General features: G+C 66.1%; 21 protein-coding genes and 1 pseudogene. 9 read left to right on the forward strand and 13 right to left on the reverse strand.

Annotation, left to right across the window (positions count from 1 at the left end):
- Positions 1–73: 73 nt before the first annotated feature.
- The 9 genes from ARGLB_RS23885 to ARGLB_RS00215 form a co-directional block, all read right to left on the reverse strand.
- Complete coding sequence (locus tag ARGLB_RS23885; RefSeq protein WP_003797514.1) at positions 74–688, reverse strand: alkylhydroperoxidase domain protein; 615 nt, start codon at positions 686–688, stop codon at positions 74–76.
- The gene (locus ARGLB_RS23890; protein WP_003797516.1) at positions 685–1353 is read right to left on the reverse strand and encodes a CMD domain protein; all 669 of its coding nucleotides are present in this window, start codon (positions 1351–1353) and stop codon (positions 685–687) included. Before ARGLB_RS23890 ends, ARGLB_RS23885 begins: the two co-directional genes overlap by 4 nt.
- Complete coding sequence (locus ARGLB_RS00185) at positions 1350–2396, reverse strand: putative FMN-dependent luciferase-like monooxygenase (protein WP_003797518.1); 1047 nt, start codon at positions 2394–2396, stop codon at positions 1350–1352. The genes ARGLB_RS23890 and ARGLB_RS00185 overlap by 4 nt, the downstream gene beginning before the upstream one ends.
- Entirely contained in the window at positions 2393–4069 is a 1677-nt protein-coding gene (locus ARGLB_RS00190; RefSeq protein ID WP_003797520.1) for a dipeptide ABC transporter ATP-binding protein, read from the reverse strand. The genes ARGLB_RS00185 and ARGLB_RS00190 overlap by 4 nt, the downstream gene beginning before the upstream one ends.
- Positions 4066–4971: an ABC transporter permease gene (locus tag ARGLB_RS00195; RefSeq protein ID WP_003797521.1), complete on the reverse strand. Its 906-nt coding sequence runs from the start codon at positions 4969–4971 to the stop codon at positions 4066–4068. Before ARGLB_RS00195 ends, ARGLB_RS00190 begins: the two co-directional genes overlap by 4 nt.
- Positions 4968–5912, reverse strand: coding sequence for an ABC transporter permease (locus tag ARGLB_RS24250; RefSeq protein WP_003797523.1), 945 nt, complete (start codon positions 5910–5912; stop codon positions 4968–4970). Before ARGLB_RS24250 ends, ARGLB_RS00195 begins: the two co-directional genes overlap by 4 nt.
- A 1-nt stretch (position 5913) precedes the next feature.
- Complete coding sequence (locus ARGLB_RS00205) at positions 5914–7575, reverse strand: TIGR04028 family ABC transporter substrate-binding protein (protein WP_003797526.1); 1662 nt, start codon at positions 7573–7575, stop codon at positions 5914–5916.
- 195 nt (positions 7576–7770) lie between these two features.
- Complete coding sequence (locus ARGLB_RS00210; protein ID WP_003797528.1) at positions 7771–9948, reverse strand: amylo-alpha-1,6-glucosidase; 2178 nt, start codon at positions 9946–9948, stop codon at positions 7771–7773.
- A 114-nt stretch (positions 9949–10062) separates the two neighbouring features.
- The gene (locus ARGLB_RS00215) at positions 10063–10590 is read right to left on the reverse strand and encodes a hypothetical protein (protein WP_003797531.1); all 528 of its coding nucleotides are present in this window, start codon (positions 10588–10590) and stop codon (positions 10063–10065) included.
- Positions 10591–10890: 300 nt separating this feature from the next.
- Here ARGLB_RS00215 and ARGLB_RS00220 point away from each other — a divergent pair, with 300 nt between their 5' ends.
- Both ARGLB_RS00220 and ARGLB_RS00225 read left to right on the forward strand, forming a co-directional pair.
- Positions 10891–12099 carry an aspartate transaminase gene (locus ARGLB_RS00220; RefSeq protein WP_003797533.1) on the forward strand — a complete coding sequence of 403 codons (1209 nt, stop codon included), beginning with the start codon at positions 10891–10893 and terminating at the stop codon, positions 12097–12099.
- A 26-nt stretch (positions 12100–12125) separates the two neighbouring features.
- On the forward strand, positions 12126–12803 hold the full coding sequence (locus ARGLB_RS00225) for a 4-carboxy-4-hydroxy-2-oxoadipate aldolase/oxaloacetate decarboxylase (protein ID WP_003797535.1): 678 nt from the start codon (positions 12126–12128) through the stop codon (positions 12801–12803).
- Positions 12804–13008: 205 nt separating this feature from the next.
- Here ARGLB_RS00225 and ARGLB_RS00230 read toward each other — a convergent pair whose 3' ends face one another.
- Positions 13009–14628, reverse strand: a complete 1620-nt coding sequence (locus ARGLB_RS00230; RefSeq protein ID WP_003797537.1) for an HNH endonuclease — start codon at positions 14626–14628, stop codon at positions 13009–13011.
- Between the two features lie 450 nt (positions 14629–15078).
- Here ARGLB_RS00230 and ARGLB_RS00235 point away from each other — a divergent pair, with 450 nt between their 5' ends.
- On the forward strand, positions 15079–16182 hold the full coding sequence (locus ARGLB_RS00235) for an IS110 family RNA-guided transposase (protein WP_003797540.1): 1104 nt from the start codon (positions 15079–15081) through the stop codon (positions 16180–16182).
- Positions 16183–16503: 321 nt separating this feature from the next.
- On the opposite strand, the pseudogene ARGLB_RS00240 reads toward ARGLB_RS00235, so the two are convergent.
- The 3 genes and pseudogenes from ARGLB_RS00240 to ARGLB_RS00250 all read right to left on the reverse strand — a co-directional run bounded on the left by ARGLB_RS00240 (position 16504) and on the right by ARGLB_RS00250 (position 18935).
- Positions 16504–17493: pseudogene (locus ARGLB_RS00240) on the reverse strand (IS481 family transposase).
- A gap of 155 nt (positions 17494–17648) precedes the next feature.
- A complete protein-coding gene (locus ARGLB_RS00245; protein WP_245531437.1) occupies positions 17649–17831 on the reverse strand; it encodes a hypothetical protein in 183 nt (60 codons plus the stop codon).
- 183 nt (positions 17832–18014) lie between these two features.
- Positions 18015–18935 carry a LysR substrate-binding domain-containing protein gene (locus ARGLB_RS00250; RefSeq protein ID WP_003797546.1) on the reverse strand — a complete coding sequence of 307 codons (921 nt, stop codon included), beginning with the start codon at positions 18933–18935 and terminating at the stop codon, positions 18015–18017.
- 549 nt (positions 18936–19484) lie between these two features.
- Here ARGLB_RS00250 and ARGLB_RS00255 point away from each other — a divergent pair.
- The 6 genes from ARGLB_RS00255 to ARGLB_RS00280 form a co-directional block, all read left to right on the forward strand.
- A complete protein-coding gene (locus ARGLB_RS00255) occupies positions 19485–20273 on the forward strand; it encodes a LamB/YcsF family protein (RefSeq protein WP_043417532.1) in 789 nt (262 codons plus the stop codon).
- 1 nt (position 20274) lies between these two features.
- The gene (locus ARGLB_RS00260) at positions 20275–21000 is read left to right on the forward strand and encodes a 5-oxoprolinase subunit B family protein (protein ID WP_003797549.1); all 726 of its coding nucleotides are present in this window, start codon (positions 20275–20277) and stop codon (positions 20998–21000) included.
- The gene (locus ARGLB_RS00265; RefSeq protein WP_003797551.1) at positions 20997–22010 is read left to right on the forward strand and encodes a 5-oxoprolinase subunit C family protein; all 1014 of its coding nucleotides are present in this window, start codon (positions 20997–20999) and stop codon (positions 22008–22010) included. The genes ARGLB_RS00260 and ARGLB_RS00265 overlap by 4 nt, the downstream gene beginning before the upstream one ends.
- Before the next feature lie 48 nt (positions 22011–22058).
- A complete protein-coding gene (locus tag ARGLB_RS00270) occupies positions 22059–23399 on the forward strand; it encodes an MFS transporter (RefSeq protein WP_043417534.1) in 1341 nt (446 codons plus the stop codon).
- Positions 23400–23429: 30 nt separating this feature from the next.
- Positions 23430–24179 (forward strand): SDR family oxidoreductase, encoded by a 750-nt coding sequence (locus tag ARGLB_RS00275; RefSeq protein ID WP_003797554.1) that lies wholly within the window; start codon positions 23430–23432, stop codon positions 24177–24179.
- Between the two features lie 64 nt (positions 24180–24243).
- Positions 24244–25183: 2-hydroxyacid dehydrogenase (locus ARGLB_RS00280; RefSeq protein WP_003797556.1), on the forward strand; the 940-nt coding region annotated here is incomplete at its 3' end.

The raw sequence follows: 25183 nt of genomic DNA on the forward strand, positions 1-25183 counted from the left end.
GAGAAGGGGCGAAACAGCAAGAGGGTGGGCATCCGGCTGGACGCCCACCCTTTTCGTTTTGGCCCGAGTTCGCTCAGTTCTGCGGCTCGGGCTGCTCCGGTTCGCCGAGGGACAGCATGAGCCGGTTGGCCCAGTTGAAAAACGCGCTGCCGTGGATGACGTCGGCCAGCTCCAGGACGTCCAGCCCCTCGTCCTGCAATGCCCGGATGTGGGCAACGTTCAGCTGTGGCGGTGTCTGGGCGAGTGCAGCCGCGGCCGCCACAACGGCATTCCAGCGCGGGCCAAGGTCCGCGGAGGTGCCCTCGTCGAGGAGCCGCTGGACGTCGTCGTGCCGGTCCGCGTGGTGGGAGGCGAACCGGGCGTGCACGGAGGCGCAGAAGACGCAGCCGTTGACACGGGAGGTAGCCGCTGCAGCGAGTTCACGCTCGGCGCGGGGAAGGCCTTCCTTGGTGTTGTAGAAGATGTCCTTGTCGGTCCGCGTCCGTGCGCCCAGAATCTCCGGATCACGGGCCAGCAGCCGGAAGTAGTCACTTCCGGCGCGTCCGCGGTCCACCAGCCCGGCATACTGGCGCTCGGTCAGGTCTGCGGCGTCGGGGGCCTGGAGCCAGGGCCGCCAGCCCAGTCCATCCTGTGTGAAGGCCTCCGGGCGGTTCAGGGTGGGGTAGGTGGTCACCAGTTCGTCGGTCATGATCCGGTCCTTACGGTCTGGGCGGCAGCCGGGTTGGCGGGAATGTCAGCGGTGGCGGGCACCGTCTGGGCCGCTGCCAGAAGCCGCAGCCCGGAAACCACCCGGAGCTGATAGGCGAGGAAAGCCACGAGCTGGGAGAGCGTGACGATCCCTGTGGTGGACCAGCCAGCTTTCACGAGGGAGCCGAGGGCCGCCGGAGAAGCTTCCCGCGGCCGGAATACCAGCAGGTGCGCGTGTTCCAGTGCCGCGCCCAGCTTTTCGCCCAGAGCCTCCCTGATTGCGGCAGGCGTGGCCCACCGCAGCCCCGGACGGTTTTCGTCCTGCAGGCCGGGTTCGCGGTACTCGCCGTACGGCCCGAGCGCGGCACCCGACTTCGCTGCTTCGAAGACGGCAGTGTGCAGCGCGTCGTCGGACCCGGCCGCCTTGAGCCCCTGCTGGTAGAAGGCGGTCGCCTCAGCATCTCCGTGCAGCGCCGCGACAAACACGCCGACGGCGAACCGTTCGGGCAGGCTCGCATCGCTGAGCACATCAGGCTCGAACAGGGCCAGGTAGCTGGCCTGGGTGTTGTCCCGGGTAACGGGGCGGCGCCGCCGCAGTTCATCCAGCGGCGACCCGGGGGAGACCCCCAGGATGGTGTCGACGGCGTCGTGTTCTGTGCTGCTCATTTCTCTCCTTGCTGGACGGGGACAGTGGCCGGGGCTGCTTTCCAGCCGAGCCGCGGAACCACCTCGGTGGCGGCGAGTTCGATGGAACGCAGGATGTACTGGTGCGGCGGATCGATCGAGTGGACCTGGAAGGAAATGTCCGTTGCGCGCTGCAGGGAGCTGTCGCCGGCCAGGGATTCGACGACGTCATCCACCGTTCCGACGTGCGCATCCGTGGCCTTGATCAGGCTTTCGGCGTCGTGGCCTTCAATGACGTGGCCTTGGCGCTCGAAGTGCGGGACGATCCGGCGCAGCCCGGCTTCGGCGAAGCGGAGCGCCTCCGCCCGGCTGTCGGCCACAAAAAGGGTTCGGGAGGCGAGGATCCGCGGGGTTGCTCCTACCGGAAGCGCCGCCAGATAGGCGTCGATGATCGGATTCTGCAGCTCGTCCAGGGGCGCCGACGGCTCCTCGGGGGACCGGGGCTGGGTGCGGGAGAGCATCACGCCGTCGCCCGCCCAGCCGGCGCGCTCGCCGCCGGCCACGGAGAAGGTGGCCTGCCAAATCCGCTCCAGGAGCTGCGGCGCGGCCGGGTAGAGCCGGTCCGTGGACGTTCCGAGCTCCTTCCCGCCCCAGGCCTCGGCGAGCAGCTGCAGCTTGTCCGCGAACAGGCTTCGCCGTTCGTCGGAGTCCAGGCCGAACGCCGTAAAAGCGGACGGCGTGCCGCCCGTTCCCACGCCGACTTCCAGCCGTCCGCCGGAAAGCAGGTCCAGCACGGCGGCGTCCTCGGCCGCGCGCAGCGGGTCCTCGAGGGGAAGGGTGATAATCCCGGTTCCCAGCCGGATCCCCGAGGTCCTCGCCGCAACGTGCGAGAGGAACACCAGCGGTGACGGGAGCCCGCCCTCCGACCCGTTGAAGTGGTGCTGGGCCACCCACGCGGAATCGAACCCCAGCTCTTCGGCCCTGACGATCTGTTCGAGGGCGAGCCGGTAGCGTTCTGCGGGCCCGGCGTCGTCCAGCAGCCGGGTGAAGAAGCCGATCCTCTTGGCGGTGCCGGTGCGGGTCATGGCTGTGCCTTTCGGTTTCCGGGAATCGCGTCGATCAGCTCCCGGGTGTAGGAATGCTGCGGGTTCAGGAACACCTCGGAGACGGTGCCCTGCTCCACCTGGCGGCCGTTGCTCATCACGGAGACGGTGTCCGCGATCTGGCGCACCACGGCAAGGTCATGGGTGATAAAGACGTAGCTCAGGTCCAGTTCGCGCTGCAGCTCCTCAAGGAGTGCCAGGATCTGGGACTGAACCGTCACGTCCAGGGCGGACACCGCTTCGTCCAGGATCAGAACTTCCGGATTCAGCACCAGTGCCCGGGCGATCGCCACTCGCTGGCGCTGGCCGCCGGAGAGTTCCCGCGGATGCTTGGCGAGCAGCGATTCCGGCAGGCTGACGCGCGCCAGCAGGTCCCGCACCGCAGCGTCGCGCCGCTGCCGGGGGACGGCGTCGAAGTTCAGCAGCGGTTCCTCAATGATCCGGGCAATGGTCTGCCGCGGATCCAGGGACGTGAACGGGTTCTGATAGACCAGCTGCACGTGCTTGCGGAACAGCCGCAGCCCCTTTGCGTCCAGCGCCGAGAGGTCCTGGCCGCAGATGATAATGTGGCCGCCACTGGGGCGCTGGAAACCGGCGAGGGCACGCGCCGTCGTCGTTTTTCCGGATCCTGACTCACCCACGATGGCGTGCGTGGTGCCCCGCGGGACACTGAAGGTGACGCCGTCCACCGCCCGGAAGGCGGGCAGGTTCCGTCCTGCCGCGAATTCCTGGACGAGGTTGCGGACCTCGACGGCGTTGTCCCGGCCGGCGTCAGGCAGCGGCCGGGCCTCGCCGGCGGCGACTGACGGGGCCCCAGTAATGGACGGCGCGTCGGCGATCAGCTGCCGGGTGTAGGGGCTGGTGGGGCGGGCGAGTACCTCGTAAGTGGGGCCCTGCTCCTGGATCCGGCCGCCTTGGAGGACCACTGTCCGGTCGGCGCGGTCAGCGGCGACGCCGAGGTCATGCGTGACGAACAGGACAGCCGTGCCGGATTCGGCACGCAGGTCGTCGATCAGGTCCAGGATTCGCCGCTGCACGGTCACATCGAGGGCGGACGTTGCTTCGTCGGCGATGATCAGTTGCGGCTGCAGCGCAATGGCGGCGGCGATGAGGACCCGCTGCTTCATGCCGCCGGAAAGTTCATGGGCGTACTGCCGGGCGCGGCGCCCGGGGTCCGGGATGCCCACGCGTTCAAGCAGCTCCAGGACGCGCTGCCTGCGCTCGGCTTTCGGCAGTTTGGTGTGCAGGCGCAGCACTTCCTCCACCTGGGAACCCACAGTGGCCACGGGGTTCAGGGAACTCGTGGGGTCCTGCGGGATGAGACTGATCTTGGCTCCGCGGATGGTTTCGAGCCGCTTCTGCGACCAGCCGGCGATGTCCGTCCCGTTGAGCCGGATGCTGCCGCCGTCGATCCTGCCGTTTCCGGCGAGCAGCCCGATCACGGCCTGGGCCGTCGTCGACTTTCCGGACCCGGATTCGCCCACCAGGGCGACGACCTCGCCAGGCGCAATGCTGAGCGACACGTCATGAATCACGCGGCGGTGCCTCCGGTGGCGGTCCGCGTAGGACACGGACAGGTTTTCGAGTTCCAGGACCGGGACCGTGAGTGTGGGTGCGCCGGCGGCTGCCGCCCCTGCTGTCAGGATTCCGGTCACGGCTGAACCTTTCGGATGGAGTGGCTGATGCGGTTGGCTGAGAGGACCACAGCCACCACCACCAGCCCGGGGTAGGTGGTCAGCCACCAGGACGTGGCCACGTAGTTCCGGCCTTCGGCTATCAGGAGCCCCCATTCGGGCGTGGGCGGCGGAGCGCCGTAGCCCAGGAACCCGAGGGTGGAGATCGCCAGGATCGCGGCGCCGAACTGCAGCGCCAGCAGGGCCAGGACGGAGCCGGCGGAGTTGGGCAGGATGTGGCGCCGGAGGACGGCAACGAACGTTCCGCCGCTGCCGAAGGCGGCCTCAACGAAGTCGCTGCGGCGGACCCGCAGGACCTCGGCGCGGGCGAGCCGGGCGAAGCTGGCCACCGAGCCGACGCCGACGGCGATGGCCGCGTTCACGGTGCCGAAACCGAGGATGATGATGATGCTCAGGGACAGCAGCAGGCCGGGGATGGACAGCAGGACGTCGACGATCCGCATCATCACGGCGTCGGTGACCCCGCCAAGGGAACCGGCCACGAGGCCCAGGAGCGTTCCGACGACGAGCCCCACCGCCACGGCCACCAGGGCGCCGGTCACCGAGTTGATGGAGCCGTGCACGATCCGGGAGTAGAGGTCCCGTCCCAGTTCGTCGGTGCCGAGCAAATGTCCGTCGCCGGGCGGCAGCAGCTTGTCCCGGGCCGTGCCCGAGGTGGCGCTGTGGGATGTGAAGAATCCCGGGGCGATTGTCCAGAGCGCCACAAGTCCCAGGACCAGCCAGGACAGCACGAGTCCGGGCTGCAGCCGGGAGATCCGGGGGCGGCGGGGAACGGCCGCCTCATCGGGCGCTTGCGTTTCCGGCGCCGCGGTATCCGGGGCGCCCGGTGTCTCCGGGGCCGCGGTCAGGGTCACGTGGCTCATGTGAGGGCACCTGCCTTTCGCTTGAGTCGGGGGTCCAGAACGGGGTACAGCAGGTCGACGGCGAGGTTGACCAGTACGAACGCCGCTGCGGCGAGGACGACGACGGCCTGCAGCACGGCGGCGTCCTGGCTGTTGACGGCCTCCTGCGTCAGCTGGCCTATGCCGTTGCGGCCGAACACGGTCTCTGTGACCACGGCCCCGCCGATGAGCTCGCCCAGCAGGACACCGGCGATCGTGATGGCGGGCAGCACGGCGTTCCGTGCCACGTGATGGCTCAGCACCCAGGCGTTGCTGCCGCCCCGGGCCCGTGCCACGGCAACGAAAGGCTGGGTGCGGACGTCATCGATGCTGCGGATCAACACCTGGGTCAACGGCGCCGAGACGGGGATCGCCAGGGTTGCCACCGGCAGGACCAAACCCAGCGCCTCGGGCGGGTTGATCACCGGGATGAGCTTCAGCTGGAAGGAGAAGACCTGGATGAGCACGATTCCCAGCCAGAACACGGGCACGGAGATGAAGAGGGACGGCAGCGCCTGGAGCGCGTCCCGCAGCCAGCTGAACGGAGCCAGGCTGGACAGGAACGCGATGGCGGCGGCCAGGATCACGGCGGCCAGGAATCCCAGACCCGCCAGGGCCAGGGTTGACGGCACGTTCGCCGCCAGTTGGTCCACCACCGGGACGCCCGCCTGGACCGAATATCCGAGGTTCCCGGTGAGGAAGCCGCCCAGCGACTGGACGTACTGCAGGAACAACGGGGTGTCCGCGCCGTAGGAGGCCCGGATGTCTTCGATCTCCCGGGGGCTCAGCCCCATGTCGGGATTTTGGTACTTGATCAGGAGGGCGTCGCCCGGCAGCGCCTGGAGCAGGATGAACGCGACGGTGAAGGCGGCCCACAGCACCAGGGCGGCCTGCCCCACGCGGCTAAACAGGTGGCGGCGCATGTCAGTGCTTGGCGAGCCAGACGCCGTACAGGCTGGGGCGTCCGACGGCTTCGAAGCCGAGGCCCTGCAGGTACGGTGCTGCGGCGAAGACCTGCGGCTCCTCGAAGATGGGAATCACGAGGGCCTGGTCGATCAGGTGGCTCTGGACGTCCGCGACGTCCTTGAGACGCTGGGCTGGGTCGGTGCGGGACGTTTCGGCTTCCAGGAGAGCGTTCAGCTTCTGGTCCACGAAGCTCTTCACCTTCTGGCTGCTGCCGCCCTTCTGCAGCAGGGCATCACGGTTCTTGGGGTAGAACTGGCTCTTGATGACATCCGGATCGGCGCGTCCCACCATCGCCACCGCTACCGGGGTCTTCTCCGGGTCCAGGCTGTCCACGGTCTTGCTGCCCGAGTCGCCGGCGAGGATATTGAGCCTGACGCCGATCTTCTCCCACTGCTGGGCGACCAGCTGCAGCACTGCCTTGTTCTGCGGCTGCGGCAGGGATTCGTAAATGGTCAGCGACAGCTTCTTGCCGTCCTTGCTGCGGATGCCGTCGGCACCCGGCTTCCACCCGGCGTCGTCCAGCAGTTCTTTTGCTTTGTCGGGGTCGTGGCCGAGCTTGGCGGAGAGGTCCACATAGCCAATGGCTTCCTTGGACAGCACCGAGGTGGCGGCCGGGTAGTTCTCGGAGAAGATGGTCTCCACAATCTCGGCCCTGTCGGTGGCCTTGAGCAGCGCCTGGCGCACCCGGACGTCTGCAACCAGGGCGTTGTCGGGGCGGAAGACGATGCTGTCGTTGACGCCGCGGGTGCCGGGGGCGGAGATCTTGAAGCCATTTGCTTCCACCTGCTTTTCGTCATAGGCCTGCACCTGGCGGATCAGGTCGCCCTGCCCGGCGAGCAGTGAGCCGGTGCGCACGCTGTCCTCCGGGGTCACCACGATCTTCACGGAGTCCAGGTACGCGCGGCCCTGGTGTTCGGCCGTCTTGGGTCCCCAGTTGTAGTCCGCCCTGGCGTTGAGGACAACCTCCTTGCCGAGCACCTCGCTGGCGACAGTGAACGGGCCGCTGCCGATGATGTTCTTGGCGTTGCCGAGGTCGTCGAAGTTCCGGTCCAGGGTGCTGGTGGACACGATGCCCGAACCGATGGTGGCCGTTCCCTGCAGGAATCCCGGGGAAGACTTCTTGAAGTGAAACTTCACTGTGAGGGAATCGATGACCTCGCTGTGGTCGTAGTTGTTGATCACCTCGGACACCGGCTGGTTCAGGGCCTTGTTGCCCAGGCCGTAGGTGTCGAAGTTCCGGGCGACGGCGGCAGCGTCCACCGGGGTTCCGTCCGAGAACGTGACGCCGCTGCGCAGCTTGAAGGTGTACTCCGTCAGCGAGGGGTTGCTTGTCCATGACTCCGCGAGCCACGGTTCGATCTTGAGGGTCTCCGGGTCCTGGTAGGTCAGTTTGTCGGTGATCTGGTTCAGGATGCCGCCGTTGGGGTAGAAGCCGCCGGCCGGGGGATACAGGTTGGTGTGCGCCTGCTGTTCCAGGTACGTTAGCGTGCCTCCGCTGACGGGCTTGCTGGTATCGACCGGTGCCGCGTCCGAACTGGCGCTGCACCCGGCCAGCACGGTGGCCAGGGCCAGGGCGGCAACGCCGGCAGCGAGGCTTCGGACAGGTTTCGGTAGGGCCACGGCGGGATCCTTCTCTCAGGGTGTGCGGCACTGCGTTGTCCCTGAATGGCCAGGAGCAGGAAGTGCGAACGGGGATGTCTTGCATCACCATAGGTTTCTTCTGCTCCACGGCCGAAGCCGCCTGACACCCGCGGTCACCCGGATTAGCACTACGCAAAACCGGGACATTTTCCGCAATGGAGGGCACCGGCGCCGCTACCGGCCCCAGCTCTCGAACCGTTCGTTCCGGCGGTGAGTGGCCTGCTGAACCAGTTCGATCATCCAGGGCCGGTGCCCCTGGTAGAAGGTCATCCCTTCCGGAAGTCCTTGGACGGAGGGGACGGAGTTGGCAATGTCGAAGGTGATGCGGCCGCCGCCCAGCGGCGCGTTGCTGATGTGCAGGTCCCCGAATGATTCCGGAAGAGCGGGATCCATCCACACCCCGCCGGCCGACACCACCGGGTCATACCGCATCAGGCTCGTCACCAGCTGGATCGGCGCGGTGGCTGCCCAGGCCTGCGGTGAGCACGCCGTCGGATACGGGACGGGGACGGCAAGCTGCTCCCGGCTGAAGCCGCAGAACAGCTCCGGCAGGCGGCCTTCGGAGTGCTCCGCCGCATCCATCATGCCGGTGGCGATCCGCTGCGCCTCTTCCACGAAGCCGTAGCGGAGGAGCCCGGCGGCGACGATGGCGTTGTCATGCGGCCAGACCGATCCGTTGTGGTAGCTGGCGGGGTTGTAGGCGCCCATGTCGCTGGCCAGGGTCCGCACGCCCCAGCCGCTGAACATCTCCGGGGACATCAGGTGCTCGGCCACCATCGGGGCCTTGTCCTGGTCAATGAGTCCCTGCAGCAGGCAGTGCCCCATGTTCGACGCGCACGCGTCCACCTGCCGCTTCTTGCCGTCGAGGGCAATGGCGTAATACCCGCGTTCCGGGATCCAAAACTGCTCGTTGAACTGTTTCTTCAGCCGGGCCGCGCGGTCCGTGAGCTCATCCCCCAAAGCCGTGTCTCCGGCGTCGTATGCCAGCCAGGCGCGCGAAAGGTAGGCGACGTAGACGTAGGCCTGGACCTCGCAGAGGGCGATCGGCGGCTCGGCCAGTTTGCCGTTGGCGAAGTTGATTCCGTCCCAGGAGTCCTTCCAGCCCTGGTTGATCAGGCCCTGGGGATTGAGGCGCTCGTACTCGACGAAGCCGTCGCCGTCCTTGTCCCCGTAGTTTGTGATCCACTCGAGCGCCCGGTCCGCATGAGGGAGCAACGCGGCGATAGAGTCCGCGGCGAAGCCCCAGCGACTGACCGCCCCGAGCACCATCAGGAACAGGGGCGTGGCATCGACGCTGCCGTAATAGTTGGACTTGCCGCCCAGGGACAGTCCGCTGGAGACGTCGAGCCGGACCTCGTGGAGGATCTTGCCGGGCTCCTCCTCGGTCATCGGGTCCACCACGGTGCCCTGGCGGTCGGCCAGGGTCTGCAGGGTGCCGAGGGCCAGGGACGGGTCCACCGGCATCGCCATGACCGAAGCCCACAGCGAGTCCCTGCCGAACAGGGTCATGAACCAGGGTGCCCCGGCGGCCACCACGACGCGTTCAGGGTGGTCCGGGTCCTCAATCCGAAGGGCGCCCAGGTCGTCGTAGCTGCGGCGCAGCGTCCGCTCAACCGACCGGTTGCCCATCTGCAGGACCGGGATCTTCGCCACCCACTCCCGCCGGCGGCGGTCCCGGGGCGACAGGCCGTCCCCCTCGGAATGGACGAAAGCCATCGCCGAACCGGTGCCCTCGGTGCCGGGCAGCACGGTCAGGACCGTGCTCCAGTGCCCATGCGCCGGAACCGTGGCCCGGTACATCACCGTATCCGCTGCAATATCCGCACCCGGGGCTTGGACCACCACGCCCTTCCGGATGTCCTGCCACGCGGCCCGGATGGTGAGCGCACCGCCGCCGGCCTGACGGCTTTCGTCCCAGCGCCGCAGGATGCGTGCCTCCTTCACCTCAAAGAGGTCTGCGAAGTCCGCCTCGATTCTCAGTGCGATGACGCATTCGACCGGTTCGAGGGAGTAGTTCCGAACGGTGATCTGTTCCTGGATGCCGGCCCCAACTTCCCGCAGCCGCTCGACGATCAGCGGACTGTCGGCGTAGCCGTCCGAGCGGGGAACCCGCCCGACAAACAGCGCCCGGTACGGCTCCTTGGTCTCGGCTGCCAGCGGTTCCAGCGCCAGGCCATCAACCGTCAGGCTCCAGCCCGAAAGTATGCGGGCGTCCCGCACAAAGAGGCCATGCGGATGCTCGGCACTGATGTCCCCGTTCGGCAAGGAAATGCAGAAGGACGATCCCTCAACCAGGGTGACCGTCCCGGCCCCCAACGGACCCGCCGCCGTATCAGCATTCCATCCAGCCATCGGGGCCACCTCCGGGCAACTAGCAACAGCGTGCAGTTCGACGCTACGCTTGCTGGCCCGGCCTAGCTAGGGCCTTGCCGCGTACAACGACGCCGGCGACGGCGGCCCGCCGAATTACGCCGGGATCGCTCCGGGTTCCGGCTGCACGCCCCAGGTGATTTTCCGGATAGTTTCGCGCTGCAAACCGCTGAGGGCGGCGAGTTCGTGGTCATCCAGGACTCCCCGCCGTCGTGCTCCTGCCAGGAGGTTCAGGCGGTGGTCTTCCAGAGACGTCTTGGACTCTTCAAGTTCCGCCAGCTCGGATTTGAGCTGGCGGATCTCGGCAAGGCGCTGCTCGGCCGGAAGGCCGGAGGGGACCACGTCGTCGGCAGACAGGCCCACTGTGCGGACCGCCCACCGCGAGAGCTCCGCGGCTTCGGCGAGGCGTGTGACTTTCAGTCCGTCGCAGAGCGCCTGCGCGATCTGTTGGTTCAACCGGATGGAGAGGGCGCGCATGCTGGTGGCGTTGAAGGAGATCCGCTGCTTGTTGTCCCTGAGCAGTTTGCGCGTTTTTTCCGCATGGACAGCGGTCTTATCGGGTTTCGCCGTCCCCCGGTAGCGGTAGTAGCCTTCCCGGCGGTCATCGCGGTGCAGAACAGCCAACAGCACTCCTCGGTTCGGATTTACATCGGACGGCGCCGGCTTCGGCCGGCCAAATGGCGCCCGCCAAACGGGCCCGACTTATGTAGAAGGCTAGGCAGACCGGACGGAGGTGCGGAAATACCTATAGTGCGTGGAGCCATAACCAAAAAGTTTGGTTTGTGTTCTTCTGCGGGACGTTCGACGGCGGCCCATAAGGGACGCTTATCCGTCCACGCAGATTAGGTCTTATCCATACCGGCCGGGATTCCCTAGTGTCGAAGGAACGAATATCGCTTCGTCCTGACTCCCTAGGAAGAGACCATGTCTGAATTTGAACCTGCATCGCGAGTGTCCCGCATCAAGTCTTCCGCCAGCGTGGCCGCAGCGGCCCGCGTGCGTGAGCTGAAGGCTGAAGGGCGCCGGATCCTGGACCTGACAGTCGGTGAGCCGGACTTCGATACCCCTGAACACATCAAGGCGGCAGCGGTTGAGGCGATCAGCAAGGGCGAGACGAAGTACACCTCGGTCACGGGCACACCGGCACTGCAGAAGGCGATCCTCCAGACCATTGAGCTGCGCAGCGGCCTCCGCTACGCCCCGGCTGAGATTACGATCGGCGGTGGCGCCAAGCAGGTGATCTTCACGGCGTTCATGGCTTCGCTGGACGCCGGCGACGAGGTTGTGGTGCCCGCCCCGTACTGGGTCTCCTACCCGGACATGGTGCTCGCGAACGAGGGCACTCCGGTGGTTGTCACCTGCGGTGAGGAGTCGGGCTTCAAGCTGACCCCCGAAGCCCTGGCCGGGGCGCTGAACGAGCGGACCAAGTGGGTCATCCTGAACACCCCGTCAAACCCGACGGGCGCCGTATACTCCAAGGCGGAACTACGGGCCCTCGCGGATGTCCTGGCGGACTTCCCGAACGTCTTCGTCCTGACGGACGAGATTTACGACCAGATCTACTTCGGTGCCGGCCGGATCTCGAGCCTGGTGGAGGTTGCCCCGGAGCTGAAGGACCGCGTTCTCGCCGTCAACGGCGTGTCGAAGGCCTACGCCATGACCGGCTGGCGGCTCGGTTTCGCCGCCGGGCCGGCGCCGCTGATCGCGGCGATCAACAAGCTCCAGTCGCAGATCTCCTCCTGCCCGTCCTCCGTGAGCCAGGCCGCCAGCGCCGCCGCACTCACCGGCGACCAGACCTTCGTGCGGGAGAGCGTGGAGGTCTACCGCAGCCGCCGCGACGCGGCGGTAGCCGCCCTGAACGCCGTCGACGGCCTTTCATGCGCGACGCCGGAAGGCGCCTTTTACGCCTACGTCAACTGCGGCGGCGCGATCGGCAAGACCACACCGGAGGGGAAGGTCATCGCCAACGACGAGGACTTCACGCTCTACCTTCTTGAGGCAGCCTCCGTCGCCGTCATTCAGGGCTCGGCCTACGGCCTGGGCCCGTACTTCCGCATCTCGTACGCCACCAGCCTCGACGTCATCGAAGAGTCCATCGCAGCCATCGACAAGGCCGTCCGGGCACTCAGCTAACCCCCACCAAAATGAAGGAACATTCCGTGATCCACGTAAAGACCAACATCGAACGACCCGACGCCGACGCCGTCCGTCGCCTGGCGCAGTTTTCCTCGGCCACGATCCACGAGGCACAGGGCCGCAAGGGAGCGCTCAGCTCCAGGATCAAGCCGATCGACCGCAGCATGTCCTTCTGCGGCCCTGCCACCACCGTCCGCTGCGCGCCGCGGGACAACCTCATGCTGCAGGTGGCCATCCACTACGCCGAGGCCGGGGACGTTGTCCTAGCCGCGGCCGGCGAATATGAGGAAGCCGGCACGTTCGGCGACGTCCTCGGCAACGCCATGAAGGCCAAGGGCCTCGCGGGCCTGGTGACGGACTCCGGCGTCCGCGACACCCAGGACCTCATCGAACTGGGCCTGCCCGTGTTCTCCGGCAGTGTCTCCATCAAGGGCACTGTTAAGGAGACCATCGGCCCCATCAACCACCCTGTGGTTTTCGGTGACGAGATCATCTACCCGGGTGACGTCCTGCGCGGCGACGCCGATGGTGTTGTTGTGGTCCGGAAGGACGAGATCGAGGAAGTCATCCGACTCTCCCAGGAACGTGACGACGCCGAACGCGAGCTCATCGGCCTCTACAAGGCAGGCGGAACCACCATTGAGCTGTGCAACCTGACGGAGGTCCTGAAAGCCAAGGGGCTGCTCGTCGAGCAGGCGTAGGCGCGGGGCGACGGCGGCGCTGGTCGTCGCTGGTGCCTAGACGCGCCGGTACCTGAAGGGCGCCCAGCATCTCAGGCGGGACAGTCTTCTGTCCCGCCTGAGGCGTAGCGATGTAACCGCGCTTTTGCCTCGCACGCTGTAGCTCGCATGCTTTGCTCGCCGGGCTTTGCTCCCCGCAGCCGCGGCCTGCCTGCCGCCGCCTCCGTTAGGGCGCTGAACCAGGCCGCTCGGACTGGTGCGTTTTGCGCACCACGGCTCCGGGCCGTGGCGTTCCCGGCAGTGGCGGTGCCGTTGACTGGTAGGTGTGGCCTGTGGGTGTGGTGAGTTCGATGGTGTGGCGCGGCCCGGGTCTGGGTTTGAATTTCCAGCCGGGGAGTTCTTTGGTGTGGTTGCAGGCCTCGCAGAGCCCGGCGCCGTTGGCCAGGGTGGTGGGGCCGTCGTTGTGCCAGGGGATGATGTGGTCGTGGTGGCGGATGGGGGCGTCGCAGTAGGGGGTGCGGCAGGTGTCGTCGCGGATCTGGATGAAGCGGCGCAGCGGTGCCGGGAACAGGCGCCTGCGCGAGTCCATGGCCACCAGGTCGCCGGTGTTCGGAGCGGTGTAGAGCCGCCGAAGCCAGATCTTGAGCTCCTTCAGGCCGGCGGTTGAACCGTCGGCGGCTGGCTGGACGCTGCCCTGCTTTCCTCGTCCCTGGGTGATGAGGTTGCGGGCGAAGTCTGCGGGGACGGTGCCGTAGCCGGGGATCCGGGCGGGTTCGCTGTCGCCCTGCAGGAGGGTGTGGTCGGTCATGACGAGGTTGATTTCGATACCGGTGATGCCGCCGGGGGTGCCGGTGGTCCATTCGACCAGAGTGTCGGCTTTGATCTGGCCCAAGGAGCGTGTGTCCCCGGCGGCGTGGAGGGCATCGGCGTGCCGAGTGAGGGCCGCGTAGACGGCGACGCCTTGGTGGACGGGGAGCAGTGCCGTCAAATAGGTCATGGTCTCCGGGGCCGGGCGGAGGCTCACGGACCGTTCCGACGCGGCGTGGCTCGCCCGCTGAGCGACAGAGCGGGGGTCCCTGCGCGCGGCGGCGGCGCGGACCGCCCCCACAATGGTCCGGGTCCCGGCGCCGGTGAAGGTTCCGGTGTCGGCGGCGAGTTCCTCGTCGACCGCCGCCCGGTCAGCCGGGCTCAGACAGTCGGTCTCTTTCACGACATGCATGACACACTCTTCGTTGAGCTGCCCGGTGTCCAGCGCGGCCAGGGTATGGGGCATCTGCACCAGCGCCCTCGCCATCCCAAGCAGCCGGCCGCCGCGGTTCGGGGATTCGCGCCGGGCCAGCGCGATCTGTTCGGCCGCGCCCAGGCCGTGCTCCTTGGTACGGTCTTTGCCCAGGTCTTCGGCTCTCAGTGTCCCCCGGTCGGACTGTTCCTGACGGAGCCGGGCCTCAAAGGCCACCGAAAGCCGCGCCTGTTGGCCGGCGGCCCAGCACTTGAAGTTCTCGTAAACATGGATCTGGTCGATCAGACCGGCATTGTCAGCGGTGAGGTCAGCTGCGTGCCAGGTGGTAGCGGCGGTGGAGGGAACGCCGTCATCAAAAGGGATGTCGTCAAAGAGGTCTTCGCCGAAAGGGCGGTCGGCAAACAGAACCTCGGGAAAGGGGTCCTCCGGAAACGATGCCGGAAACACGGCGTTGAGGTCATCGTCATACGGAAGCCCGTCGTCCGCGGAGGCATCCTGCGGAAAAACGGCCTCTGGAAGCAGAATGTCAGGAACCGCCGCAGCCTGCAGAACGCCGCCGCGCGGCGCCGCTCCTGCTGTCAGTGCTGAATTCCCGAACCCGTCCATGCACACAGTCTGCCAAGGGGGACTGACATTTAGACGTCCATATGGCATCAGCTAGGGACGGGATCCAAATAGTTTCTTGAACCCGCCGGAGAATGAAAGTAGGTAGCAGCTCAGGGCCTTCCCAGCCCTGAGAACGCCCTGTACTGCTACCTAGACGATATGGAGCAGGAGGTGCCGGGGCCCCGGGCGAGCCTTACCCTCGGGTGCCTGGTCCTTCTGAAGGCCATTGTCGCCGGACCGTTTCCGGAGCGTCCAGCCTTTGTGCGGGGCCTGTCCCGGCTGGTGGGTGGTGGGGACGCTCCGGATCCTGTCCCGGCGTTGATGGCCTCTGTCAGAAGGCCCAGGAAGTGTGGCTTCGTGGGCTGGAACCTCCTTTCAAAGCAAGGCGTGGGTTGCCTGCCACACTTGGCGGACAGGTAGAGCCACATTTGAAATTTGGAGGTTCCAGCTATGTTCGAGCGTACAAGCGTCGGCTTGGATGTGCATGCCCGCACCGTTGTCTCATGCGCGTTGGACGCCCAGACCGGCGAAATCATTCCGCACCGGATGACACCGGATTATGGTGAGATTCTTGCCTGGATTCTCTCCCTGCCAGGCCCGGTCAGAGTCGTTTACGAAGCAGGTCCGACGGGCTTCGGCCTGGCCCGGTTCCTCCTTGCTGCAGGGATCGACACAGTGGTCGCGGCCCCGTCAAAGCTCCAGCGCCCGTCCGGTGACCGGGTAAAGACCGACGCGAAAGATGCCCTGCATCTGGCCCGGCTGCTGAAGCTGGGCGAAGTCACGGGAATCCGGGTGCCCTCAGAGGACCAGGAAGCAGCACGGGATCTGGTTCGATCCCGTGAAGACCTGCGCGGAGACCTGATGCGTTCCCGGCACCGGATCTCCAAACTCCTGTTGCGCCAAGGCATCGTCTACTCGGGCGGCCAGGCCTGGACTGGCACCCATGAGCTCTGGCTCGCCCGCCAGCGCTTCGAGGCACCGGCCCGGCAGTTGACCTATGAGTCCTCCCTTGAGGCAATGCATGAGATCTCGGACCGACGTGACCGCCTCGATCAAGCGATCACTGCCATGGCATATGGAAGCGAATACACTCCGGTTGTCCGCGCCCTCCAATGCTTGCGCGGCATCTCGACGCTGACCGCATTTGGACTGGCCGTGGAGATCGGCGACTGGGACCGGTTCACCGGCTCCACAATAGGCGCTTACCTCGGCCTGGTCCCGACGGAGCATTCTTCCGGACAATGCCGATCCCAGGGGTCCATCATGAAAACAGGCAACAGCCATGCCCGCCGGCTGCTCGTTGAAGCGGCCTGGCACCACCGCAGGCCATATAACAACCCCTCCCGGCTCATGCGTTCACGCTGGGAAGAAGCCACCTCCGAGGCACGAACGCGCGGCCATGCCGGGAACCGGCGCCTGCACGAACGCTGGATCAGCTACCTCGAACGCCGCAAGCGCCCCGTCATCGCCAATGTTGCCATCGCACGTGAGCTTTCCGGCTGGTGCTGGTCCCTGGCGACCGGAACCTCAGAAATTCACCGAACACCCAACTGACTTCCGTTCCCTCCCCAGGAGATACGGAAAACAGCCGGGACAAGATTTGGTGCGTGGCATTTTGCAGCGCGTGGAGTAAACCCGCGATACAACTATGGGCACCCCGCAACGGGGGCCACGCCCGATATTCCTAGACCAGCGGTAGCCTCCAGCCGAACACATCGTCCTGCGGTAACCAACCCGCGCATATCAGTCTGACCGCGCCGTCGCCAACGACACGCTATGCCACTCCAACGCTAATCCCGGCAATACAAAGGAAGCAGCCCCAGGCCCAAACCTTGGGGCTGCTTCCCCATGCTCTTGACAGACGAGAACTACATATCAGTTGTACTGATCAGGGACGTTGGTTAGCCGGCTGACGGGTGGCTGGTTCCCGATGGCGGTGTGGGGCCTGTGGTGATTGTAGTAGTGGATCCAGGATGGCAGGGCGTCTCTGCGGGCTGTATCCGTTCCGTAGAACCTTGCGTAGGCCCAGCCGTCGTTGAGGGTGCGGTGGAAGCGTTCGATCTTGCCGTTGGTTTGTGGCCGGTAAGGCCGGGTCCGTTTGGCGGTGATGTGTAAGTCTGTGCAGGCCTGGGCCCAGGCTTTGGAGACGTAGGCGGAGCCGTTGTCGGAGAGCACGCGTTTGGTGCTGATGCCCTGCCCGGAGAACCATTCCACGGCCCGGCGGAGCACGGCGATGGCGGTCACGGCCTTCTCGTCGGGGTGGATCTCGGCGTAGGCGATCCGGGAGTAATCATCCAGCACGGTGTGCACGAAGGCAGTGCCGTTCCTGGGGTGTTTGCTGGAACGGGGCAGCCCGGCTCGGGCTGCCGAGGTGCGCGAGTTCTTCCCGCCTTCGTGACGACCGAGGTATCGGTGGCCGCCGCCGTCGGGGATGTTCCCGAACTTGGTGACGTCGACATGCAGCAGCTCCCCCGGGGCTTGGTGTTCGTAGCGGCGGATCGGCTCGCCGGTGACCCTGTCGATGTAACGCAGCCTGTTGATACCGCAGCGGACCAGGACCGCATGAACGTGCGAGGCCCAGCCGGCCGGCGATCTGGACCGGACCAAGCCGTTTTCGCCAGCGCAAGGCGACGATACGTTTGACGAGCGCCCGTGGTGTCCGGTTGGGACTGCAATGCGGTCTGGAGGACCGGTCCTGCATGCCGTTTGGCCCCTGCTCAACGTAACGCTGGACCCAGCGTTTGGCAGTCGGCCAGGACACCATGAACAGCTTCGCCGCTTCAGTGATCGTCCAGTGCTTATCAATGACTAAGCGGGCGAGCTTCAAACGGGCTTTTGAATCAACATTGCGTTAGCGTGGGACACGAAGGCCTCCTAGGTGTGCAGCCGGTTCTTAGACAGCTCCACTCCACACCGGGAGGCCTTCGTCATCCCGGAATTCTCACGCCGTGTCCTCACACGGCCTCAACCAACCTGCCTGAGCAGTACACCTAGTTGGGCCGCCGAAGGGTAAGAGCCGGTTAGACGCGCTGGGGGATCGGGTAGGCGGGGGCGCCGAAGACGGCGTCCTCCAGGTACCAGACCGTCGAGCCGCCGCCGCTGACCGGCATGATGCTTCCTTCGAAAACGAAGACCGGAGCTGCGGACCGGTCCTCCGGCCGCCAGAAGCCGTTGGTGGGGCAGTGGGATCCGGTTTTCGCCATGAGTCCCAGACTCGGGTCTGTAGTTCTCCTGATGGTGCTGAGCTTCTTCATGGCAAACTCCCGGATTCTGATTGTGGAAAATGCTTTTCCGCAATTTGTTAGCTTGCTGCCAATATTAGAATCCCGGGGAGTCCGTTACTAAGACAAATGATGAGTGCCCTAATAAGCGGAACCTATGAACCCCTACCGGCCATACTTATTGCTGAGCATTTCCTGCAGCATTTCCTTAAGCACCAGGAGTACAGCGGACGCCGCCTCTGAGAGGGGATCATGGTCGGGCGTGCACAGGGCGATCTTGCACTGCAGCGCGGGGTCCACGATCCGCAGCACGTGGAAGTCCTCCTCGTGGAACAACGCGTCCGCGGCCGACTTGGGCATGATGGTGGCCCCCAGGTCCGCCCGCAGGAGACGCGCGATGGACGGCACGGACTCGACCTCGCCCACGAGCTGGAGCTTCAGCCCCTTGCTCTCGAAGCCCGCCTCCACGGCCTGGCGGAGGGTGTGGATCTTTTCGGGAAGGAAGAGCCCCAGACGGGCCACCTCCTCCAGCGTGATCTCGCCGGTCTCCGCATTGACATCCGTCCTGGCGGCGTTGACCACCAGGTGCAGGTCCTCGACGATCATCGTGGTGAAGAGGACGCCCCGGATGGGCCCCGGCTCGTAGATGAGGGCCATGTCCAGCCTGCCATTCTTGATGGCCTCGCTCAGGACGCCGCCATAGATTTCCGTGACGTGCAGGACGATATCCGGGTACCGGCGGGCTACTTCGCTGATGATCCGGGGTGTCAGGCTCGAGGCCATGCTGTAGGGCGCAATGGCGATGGACACCCTGCCTGCGGGCGCGGCACCGGACTTGGCGACGTCCTGCCGGGCCTGGGCGACGAGCCGAAGGATGGACTGGGCGTGGCGGTACAGCGTGTGCCCGGCGGCCGTTGGCTGCACTCCCTGCTTGCTGCGGATCAGCAGCCGCTGCTTCAGATCAGTCTCCAGCGCCGAAACCTGCTGGCTCAGGGCCGGCTGTGCCACGTGAAGTGCGGCCGCCGCCTTGGTGATGCTCCCCGAATCCACGATCTGTACGAAGTACGCAAGTTTCCTGGTATCCACGGCCGCCCTCTCTCTTTGCGGCGCCCTGAACCCACAGAAGGTCATAACGGGTTGCTATGGAGGGACACGCAATAGGTCTTTGTGTGATCCACATCGCTGACACTAGGTTGAACCCAGAACGCTATTTCACTAAGCCTACATTCTATCCCCTCCGGTGACATGTGAATTCCTGATGGGGCCAGATGCATTTTGCATAGAAATGGACTTTATCGAAATAGGCGGCTTGTTTTACATTCCGGAAATAAATGCTCCATATCTTCAATTCAACGAGGGTGGGTCGCCAAGGCCCGAACCCTCCTTAGCGGGAAGGGGACGATCATGGACTCCAGTGCGGAGGCGGTCATAACCGGCACCTATCCCGTGACACCGATTACGTCTTTGTGTGAGCCAAATCCCGGTGTCAGACTTTTTTTGCAGAAGCCGGTAGCCCGGCAGCACCGAACCGGGAACCCTCCGCAGGGCCAGCTCGGACCCTCCTCAACACCAGCGCAGCTGATCCCTTTGCCCCGGCGGGCAGGGCCGCTGCTAAGCACCCCAGGAAGGCAGATAATGGGACCCACAGTTGATCTCGTCGCAGATCTTGGAGAAGGCTTCGGCGCCTACTCGATGGGCGACGACGCGGCCTTGCTCGAGGTGGTTTCCAGTGCCAACATCGCCTGCGGCTTCCACGCCGGTGACCCGGACATCATGCACGCGACAGTCGCTGAATGTGTCCGCCGCGGCGTCAGCATCGGGGCACACCCGAGCTTCCCGGACCTGCGTGGCTTTGGCCGGCGCGCCATGGACCTGACGGCCGACGAGGTCCGCAACGACGTCCTGTACCAGTTCGGTGCGCTGAGTGCTTTCGCCGCATACCACGGCACGAGCGTCGCCCACATTGCGCCGCACGGACGCCTGGGCAACCTCGTTGCCACCCGCTCCGACTACGCAGCGGCCGTGGCCGACGCCGCCGCCCGCCTGAACCCCGGCCTCATCGTCCTGGCACAGGACGGCGAACTGGCCTCCGCCGCTGCCGAACGGCAGCTCCCGGTGGGCATTGTCGGCATCGCCGACCGCGCCTACGAAGCCGACGGCACCCTGGTGCCCCGCGGCCGCCCCGGCGCCGTGATCCATGACCCTGCCGCCATCGTGGAGCGCACCGTGCGAATGGTGTGCGAAGGCCTCATCGAGACCGTCGCCGGAACGGACCTGCCGATTATTGCCGACACCGTCCTCCTGCACGGTGACACGCCCGGCGCCGTGCAGCTGGCCCGCCAGGTCCGCGCCGAACTGGAGAACGCCGGCGTGACCATCGCCCCGCTGGCCCAGGTGCTGGCCGCCAAAGAGAAGGTCGCCTGACGTGGCTGCCACCCCAAATCCAACTCCCGTGGAGATCTTCGAGTCCGGGGATTCCGCCCTGCGGGTCGTCGCCTCCTCCGCTGACACGGAGGCCAACTGGAGCAGTGTCCACTCCCTCGCTCAATGGCTTGAGACTGCAGGGGCCGACGGCGTACACGGCGCAGTGCCGACGTACGACTCGCTGCTCGTGGAATTTGACCCCGGGGTCACCTCGGCGCGACAGGTCCGGGCCTTTGTCCTCCTTGGCCTGCGCCAGCTTGAGCACACGGGTGCACCCGCCCGCACGCCCCGTGAGTTCAGCGTCCCGGTGGTTTACGGCGGCGAGTACGGCCCGGACCTGGCGCGCGTCGCCGAGCACGAGCAACTCACCGTGGAGGAGATCATCTCCCTGCACACGGCCAAGTCCTACGTCATCCGTTGCCTCGGCGCCCCTGCGGGTTCACCCATGATGGACGGCCCCGATTTTCCGCTCCCCGTTCCGCGGCTGAAGGACCCCCGGCTGTCCGTTCCGGCAGGTGCCGTGGCCGTCGCCGGCCGGCAGGCCGTCATCGCCCCGGCGGTGGCTCCCGGCGGATGGTGTGTCATCGGCCAGACACCGCTGACCGTCCTTGACGCCGCCAGTGAGCCGCTGGTTCCCTACCTGCCCGGCGACCTCCTGACGTTCCGCCAGATCCAGCCGGAAGAGTTCGCGGACTACGAGGGCCGGAAACTGGAGGCGGCACGATGAGCGGATCACTGATCATCCAGCAGCCCGGAAACTCCGTGGTCACGGACCTGGGCCGCTTCCGCGGACCCCGGTTCGGCCTTCCCGTCAACGGGGCGCTCGACCAGTTCTCGGCACGGGCGGCGAACATCCTCGCCGCCAACGCGGACAATGCCCCGCTGCTGGAAATAACCGCGCTGGACTTCCGCATGCGGGCCACCACGGACCTCCTCATCGCCGTCACCGGCGCACCGCTGACCCTCACGGTCGGCGGGCGCGAATGCCCGCAGTGGGAACCGGTATCCGTGCGTGCGGGGGAGACCGTTGCGGTGCGCGGCATCACCGGCGGCCTCCGCGCCTACCTTGCCGTCCACGGTTCGGTTGAGGCGCCGGCCCTGCTGGGAAGCTCCGCCCCGGATACTGTCGTCGGGTTCGGCCTCCGGCTCTCCGAGGATACCGAGCTGAAGACCTCCAGGAGCGTCGGACCCATCCGGCAGCCATACTTTGACCTTCCGCTGTTCAGGCTGGGGCTGACCAGGCCCGAATACAGCAGCCGGGCGGTCATTGACGTCACGGACGGTCCGGACGTCGACGAATTCGGCGACACAGCAGAGCTGCTGTTCAACACCGAATACACCGTCAGCGCCCGGAGCAATCACATCGGGCTGCGCCTCGGCGGTGCCCTGCCCGAACGCCAAACGTCAGCCGAAGTGCTGTCGCGCGGCGTTCCGGTGGGTGCCATCGAGGTTCCCTCCAGGGAAGAACTGCTGGTGCTGCACCGCGGACGCGGCGTCACCGCCGGCTATCCCGTCCTGGCAGTGGTCACCAGCCGCTCGCTCGACACCCTTGCCCAGGCCCGGCCCGGGCACACCATCACCTTCCGCAAGACCACCGTCCCCGAAGCCACAGCAAAGCATCGGGCCGCAATACGGGAACTGGAAAACCTCCGTTCCCGAGTCAGCACAGTCTTCGCCCTCCTTGGCATCGGCAAAGAGCCCGGCTGGCCGGAACTCATACCGGCAGCCGGCAGCTAAGGACCACCGATGAACTCCCCTCGAACCAAGTCCAAGATAGGAATGAAAATGTCTACATCAACGCGTGCGGGTGCACCGCAGCATGACCGCCTCGATGCGAGGCAGACCCGTAAGGTCGTGACCGCCGGGTGCGTCGGAATCTTTGTGGAGCTGTACGACAACGGCATTTTCGCCTTCATGGCCGGAACCCTTGCCCTTGTGTTCCTGGCTCCCGGCAACCCGGATAACGCCCTGCTGTTCGTCTTCGCCGGCTACGCCGTTTCCTTCTTCGTCCGCCCCCTCGGCGCCGTGGTCTGCGGCATCCTGGGAGACAAGATCGGCCGACAGAAACTACTGGTCTTTGTCATCCTTCTGATCAGCGTGGCGACGGCGGGCATCGGCCTGCTGCCCGCTTACTCAGCCATCGGCATCGCAGCACCGGTGCTGCTCGTGCTGCTTCGCCTGCTCCAGGGCTTCTCCGTTGGCGGCGAGGCTGCCGGTGCCATGACCTTCCTCGCCGAGCACGCCCCTGAAGGCAAGCGCGGCATCATCACCTCCTACGCCCAGATCGCCTCCTTCGCTGCCCTGCTTACCGGTACGCTGGTTGCCTACTCCATGTCGCCATGGCTCACCCAGGCAGCGATCGACGGCGGCGGCTTCGGTTCCTTCGCATGGCGCATTCCATTCCTGGTTGCCATCCCCATGGGCGTCATCGGCTGGTACATCCGCAAGGCCATCAGCGACACCCCGAACTTCCAGAAGCTGAAGGAAGAGGGCGGGCTGTCCAAGAACCCGCTGAAGGAAGCCTTCGCCTCGGCCGAACACCGCCGCGCCATGGTGCTGGCTCTGTTCATCCCGCTCATGAACGGCTCCGGTTACTACGTCCTCTTCTCGTACATGCCCACGTTCCTCAAGGGCAAGCAGCTCAACTTCACCATCGGTGAGGCCCTCCTCGTCACGGCCTGCAGCCTGGTGGTCATCTGCATCGCGATCCCCTTCATGGGTGCCCTCTCCGACCGCATCGGACGCAAGAAGGTCATCGCCGGCGCCGCCATCGCCATGGCTGTCCTGGGCATCCCTGCCTACGCCCTCATCGCCACCGGCAACATGGCGCTGGCCATCCTGGGCGCCTGCATCATGGCCGTTGTCTTCGCCGGGCACACCGCGGTGATCCACATCCTGATCGTGGAGCTGTTCCCCACCCGCGTCCGGTACTCGGCCTACGGACTGGGCTACAACATCTCCTCGGCACTCTTCGGCGGAACTGCCCCGCTGCTGATGACCTGGCTGATCTCGTCCACCGGCAACGTCTACATGCCCGCCTTCTACGCCGTCATCACCGCGCTGGGCACGCTGGCAGCCGTCAGCACCGTCAAGGACCGCGCGCACCTTCCGCTGCGCGACGCCTAACACTTACTACTGCACAACCAGGAGACTTAAATGCCGTTTTCAGACTACTCAACCGCCCTCGTCACCGGCGCCTCAACCGGGATGGGCGCCGCGATCGCCGAGCGCCTGGCCAAGCGCGGACTCACGGTCCACGCAGTGGCACGCAACGAGGAACGCCTGAACGACCTGGCCGACAAGACCGGGGCCATTCCCCACGTCGTCGACCTGACCGACACCGCGGCCCTGACTGCCGCCGTCGGTCATCTCGAAGTCGACGTCCTGGTGAACTGCGCCGGAGTGTCCCGGCCCGGCAACATCCTGGACTCCTCGGAAGACGACATCGACGAGCTCATTGACGTCAATCTCCGCGGCCTGCTCCAGCTGACCCGCCTGGTTCTGCCGGGCATGGTGGAACGCGACCGCGGCCATGTCATCAACATCAGCTCCATCGCCGGCCTGTACAACTTCTACGGCCATACGGTCTACCACGCCACCAAGGCGGCCGTGCACCAGATCTCGCGCCAGCTGCGCAACGACACCGTGGGCAAGCGCATCCGTGTCACCGAGATCTGCCCCGGACGCGTCGAGACGGAGATCTTCGGCCGCAACATGGGGGGCACGCCTGAGGCCATGGAAGAGGCCTGGAAGACGTACTACGAGGGCTACGAATCCCTCACCACCGACGACATTGTCAATGCCATGGATTACGCCATCGAAACACCGCGCCACGTGAACGTTGGCATGCTGGAACTTATGCCCACCTTCCAGGTCCCCGGCGGGCTCACGTTCGACCGGCGCTAACCGCCCCGGACCCACCAGAGTCCGCCCGCCCAATCCGCCCCAGATCCACAGAAACAGGTTTCCGATGCAACCAGTACGCACCATCAGCTTCCCCGACCGGCAACTTCTCGCCGATCTCACACCCCTTCCGGAGGGGCTGAGAGGCGTTGTCTGGGACATGAAGTCGGATCCCGAAAACGCGACGCTGGGCGAGATCGACGGCGTCATCCTCCCGTACATCAACGCCGGCGCGGTTCTGGGATCGCTCGCCCAGGTGGACGAACTGAAGTTCGTCCAGACGCAGTCCACCGGATACGACGGCGTCATTGAGGCCGCCGGTCCGGCGGCCGGCGTCGCCAACGCCTCCGGCGTTCATGCGGCGGCGACGGCGGAACTGGCGGTGGGGTTGATCCTCGCCAAACTGCGCGGCATCGACCAGGCCGTCCGAGACCAGCAGTACGGCCTCTGGCGGCCGGAACGGCGCCAGTCCCTGGCGGACCGCCGCGTGCTGCTGGTGGGCGTCGGCGGGATCGGCCACGAGATCGCCCGCCGGCTCGAGCCCTTCGAGGTCACGGTCACCCGGGTGGGAAGCACGGCGCGGACCGACAAGCACGGCGAGGTCCACGCCTCGGCGGACCTGGCCGCGCTGGCCGCCACGCACGACATCCTGGTCACAGTGCTGCCGCTGAACGAGCACACCCACTACCTGATCGGCGAGGAAGTCCTCGCCGCACTGCCCGACGGCGCCCTCGTGGTGAACGTGGGACGCGGCCCGGTGGTGGACACGGCAGCCCTGACCAAGGAAGTCCTGTCAGGCCGCCTGCAGTGCGCCCTCGACGTCGTCGACCCCGAACCGCTGCCGCAGGACCACCCGCTGTGGTCCGCGCCCAACGCCCTGATCACACCCCATGTTGGCGGCAACACGTCCGCCTTCGAGCCGCGGATCCTGAAACTCCTGCGGCACCAGCTCGTAGCGCTGGCCGCGGGACAGACCCCCGCCAACCTGGTTCAGAAGGGCCCCTTCG

It is taken from the genome of Arthrobacter globiformis NBRC 12137 (assembly GCF_000238915.1).
In the GTDB taxonomy this organism is placed as follows: Bacteria; Actinomycetota; Actinomycetes; order Actinomycetales; family Micrococcaceae; genus Arthrobacter; species Arthrobacter globiformis.

Bases quoted from the DNA above. Each gene is read 5' to 3' on its own strand.
- ARGLB_RS00270 (WP_043417534.1), top strand. From the start codon at position 22,059: ATGTCTACATCAACGCGTGCGGGTGCACCGCAGCATGACCGCCTCGAT.
- ARGLB_RS00275 (WP_003797554.1), top strand. From the start codon at position 23,430: ATGCCGTTTTCAGACTACTCAACCGCCCTCGTCACCGGCGCCTCAACC.
- ARGLB_RS00235 (WP_003797540.1), top strand. From the start codon at position 15,079: ATGTTCGAGCGTACAAGCGTCGGCTTGGATGTGCATGCCCGCACCGTT.
- ARGLB_RS23885 (WP_003797514.1), bottom strand. From the start codon at position 688: ATGACCGACGAACTGGTGACCACCTACCCCACCCTGAACCGCCCGGAG.
- ARGLB_RS00265 (WP_003797551.1), top strand. From the start codon at position 20,997: ATGAGCGGATCACTGATCATCCAGCAGCCCGGAAACTCCGTGGTCACG.
- ARGLB_RS00185 (WP_003797518.1), bottom strand. From the start codon at position 2,396: ATGACCCGCACCGGCACCGCCAAGAGGATCGGCTTCTTCACCCGGCTG.
- ARGLB_RS00230 (WP_003797537.1), bottom strand. From the start codon at position 14,628: ATGGACGGGTTCGGGAATTCAGCACTGACAGCAGGAGCGGCGCCGCGC.
- ARGLB_RS00245 (WP_245531437.1), bottom strand. From the start codon at position 17,831: ATGGCGAAAACCGGATCCCACTGCCCCACCAACGGCTTCTGGCGGCCG.
- ARGLB_RS00220 (WP_003797533.1), top strand. From the start codon at position 10,891: ATGTCTGAATTTGAACCTGCATCGCGAGTGTCCCGCATCAAGTCTTCC.
- ARGLB_RS00210 (WP_003797528.1), bottom strand. From the start codon at position 9,948: ATGGCTGGATGGAATGCTGATACGGCGGCGGGTCCGTTGGGGGCCGGG.
- ARGLB_RS23890 (WP_003797516.1), bottom strand. From the start codon at position 1,353: ATGAGCAGCACAGAACACGACGCCGTCGACACCATCCTGGGGGTCTCC.
- ARGLB_RS00195 (WP_003797521.1), bottom strand. From the start codon at position 4,971: ATGAGCCACGTGACCCTGACCGCGGCCCCGGAGACACCGGGCGCCCCG.
- ARGLB_RS24250 (WP_003797523.1), bottom strand. From the start codon at position 5,912: ATGCGCCGCCACCTGTTTAGCCGCGTGGGGCAGGCCGCCCTGGTGCTG.
- ARGLB_RS00255 (WP_043417532.1), top strand. From the start codon at position 19,485: ATGGGACCCACAGTTGATCTCGTCGCAGATCTTGGAGAAGGCTTCGGC.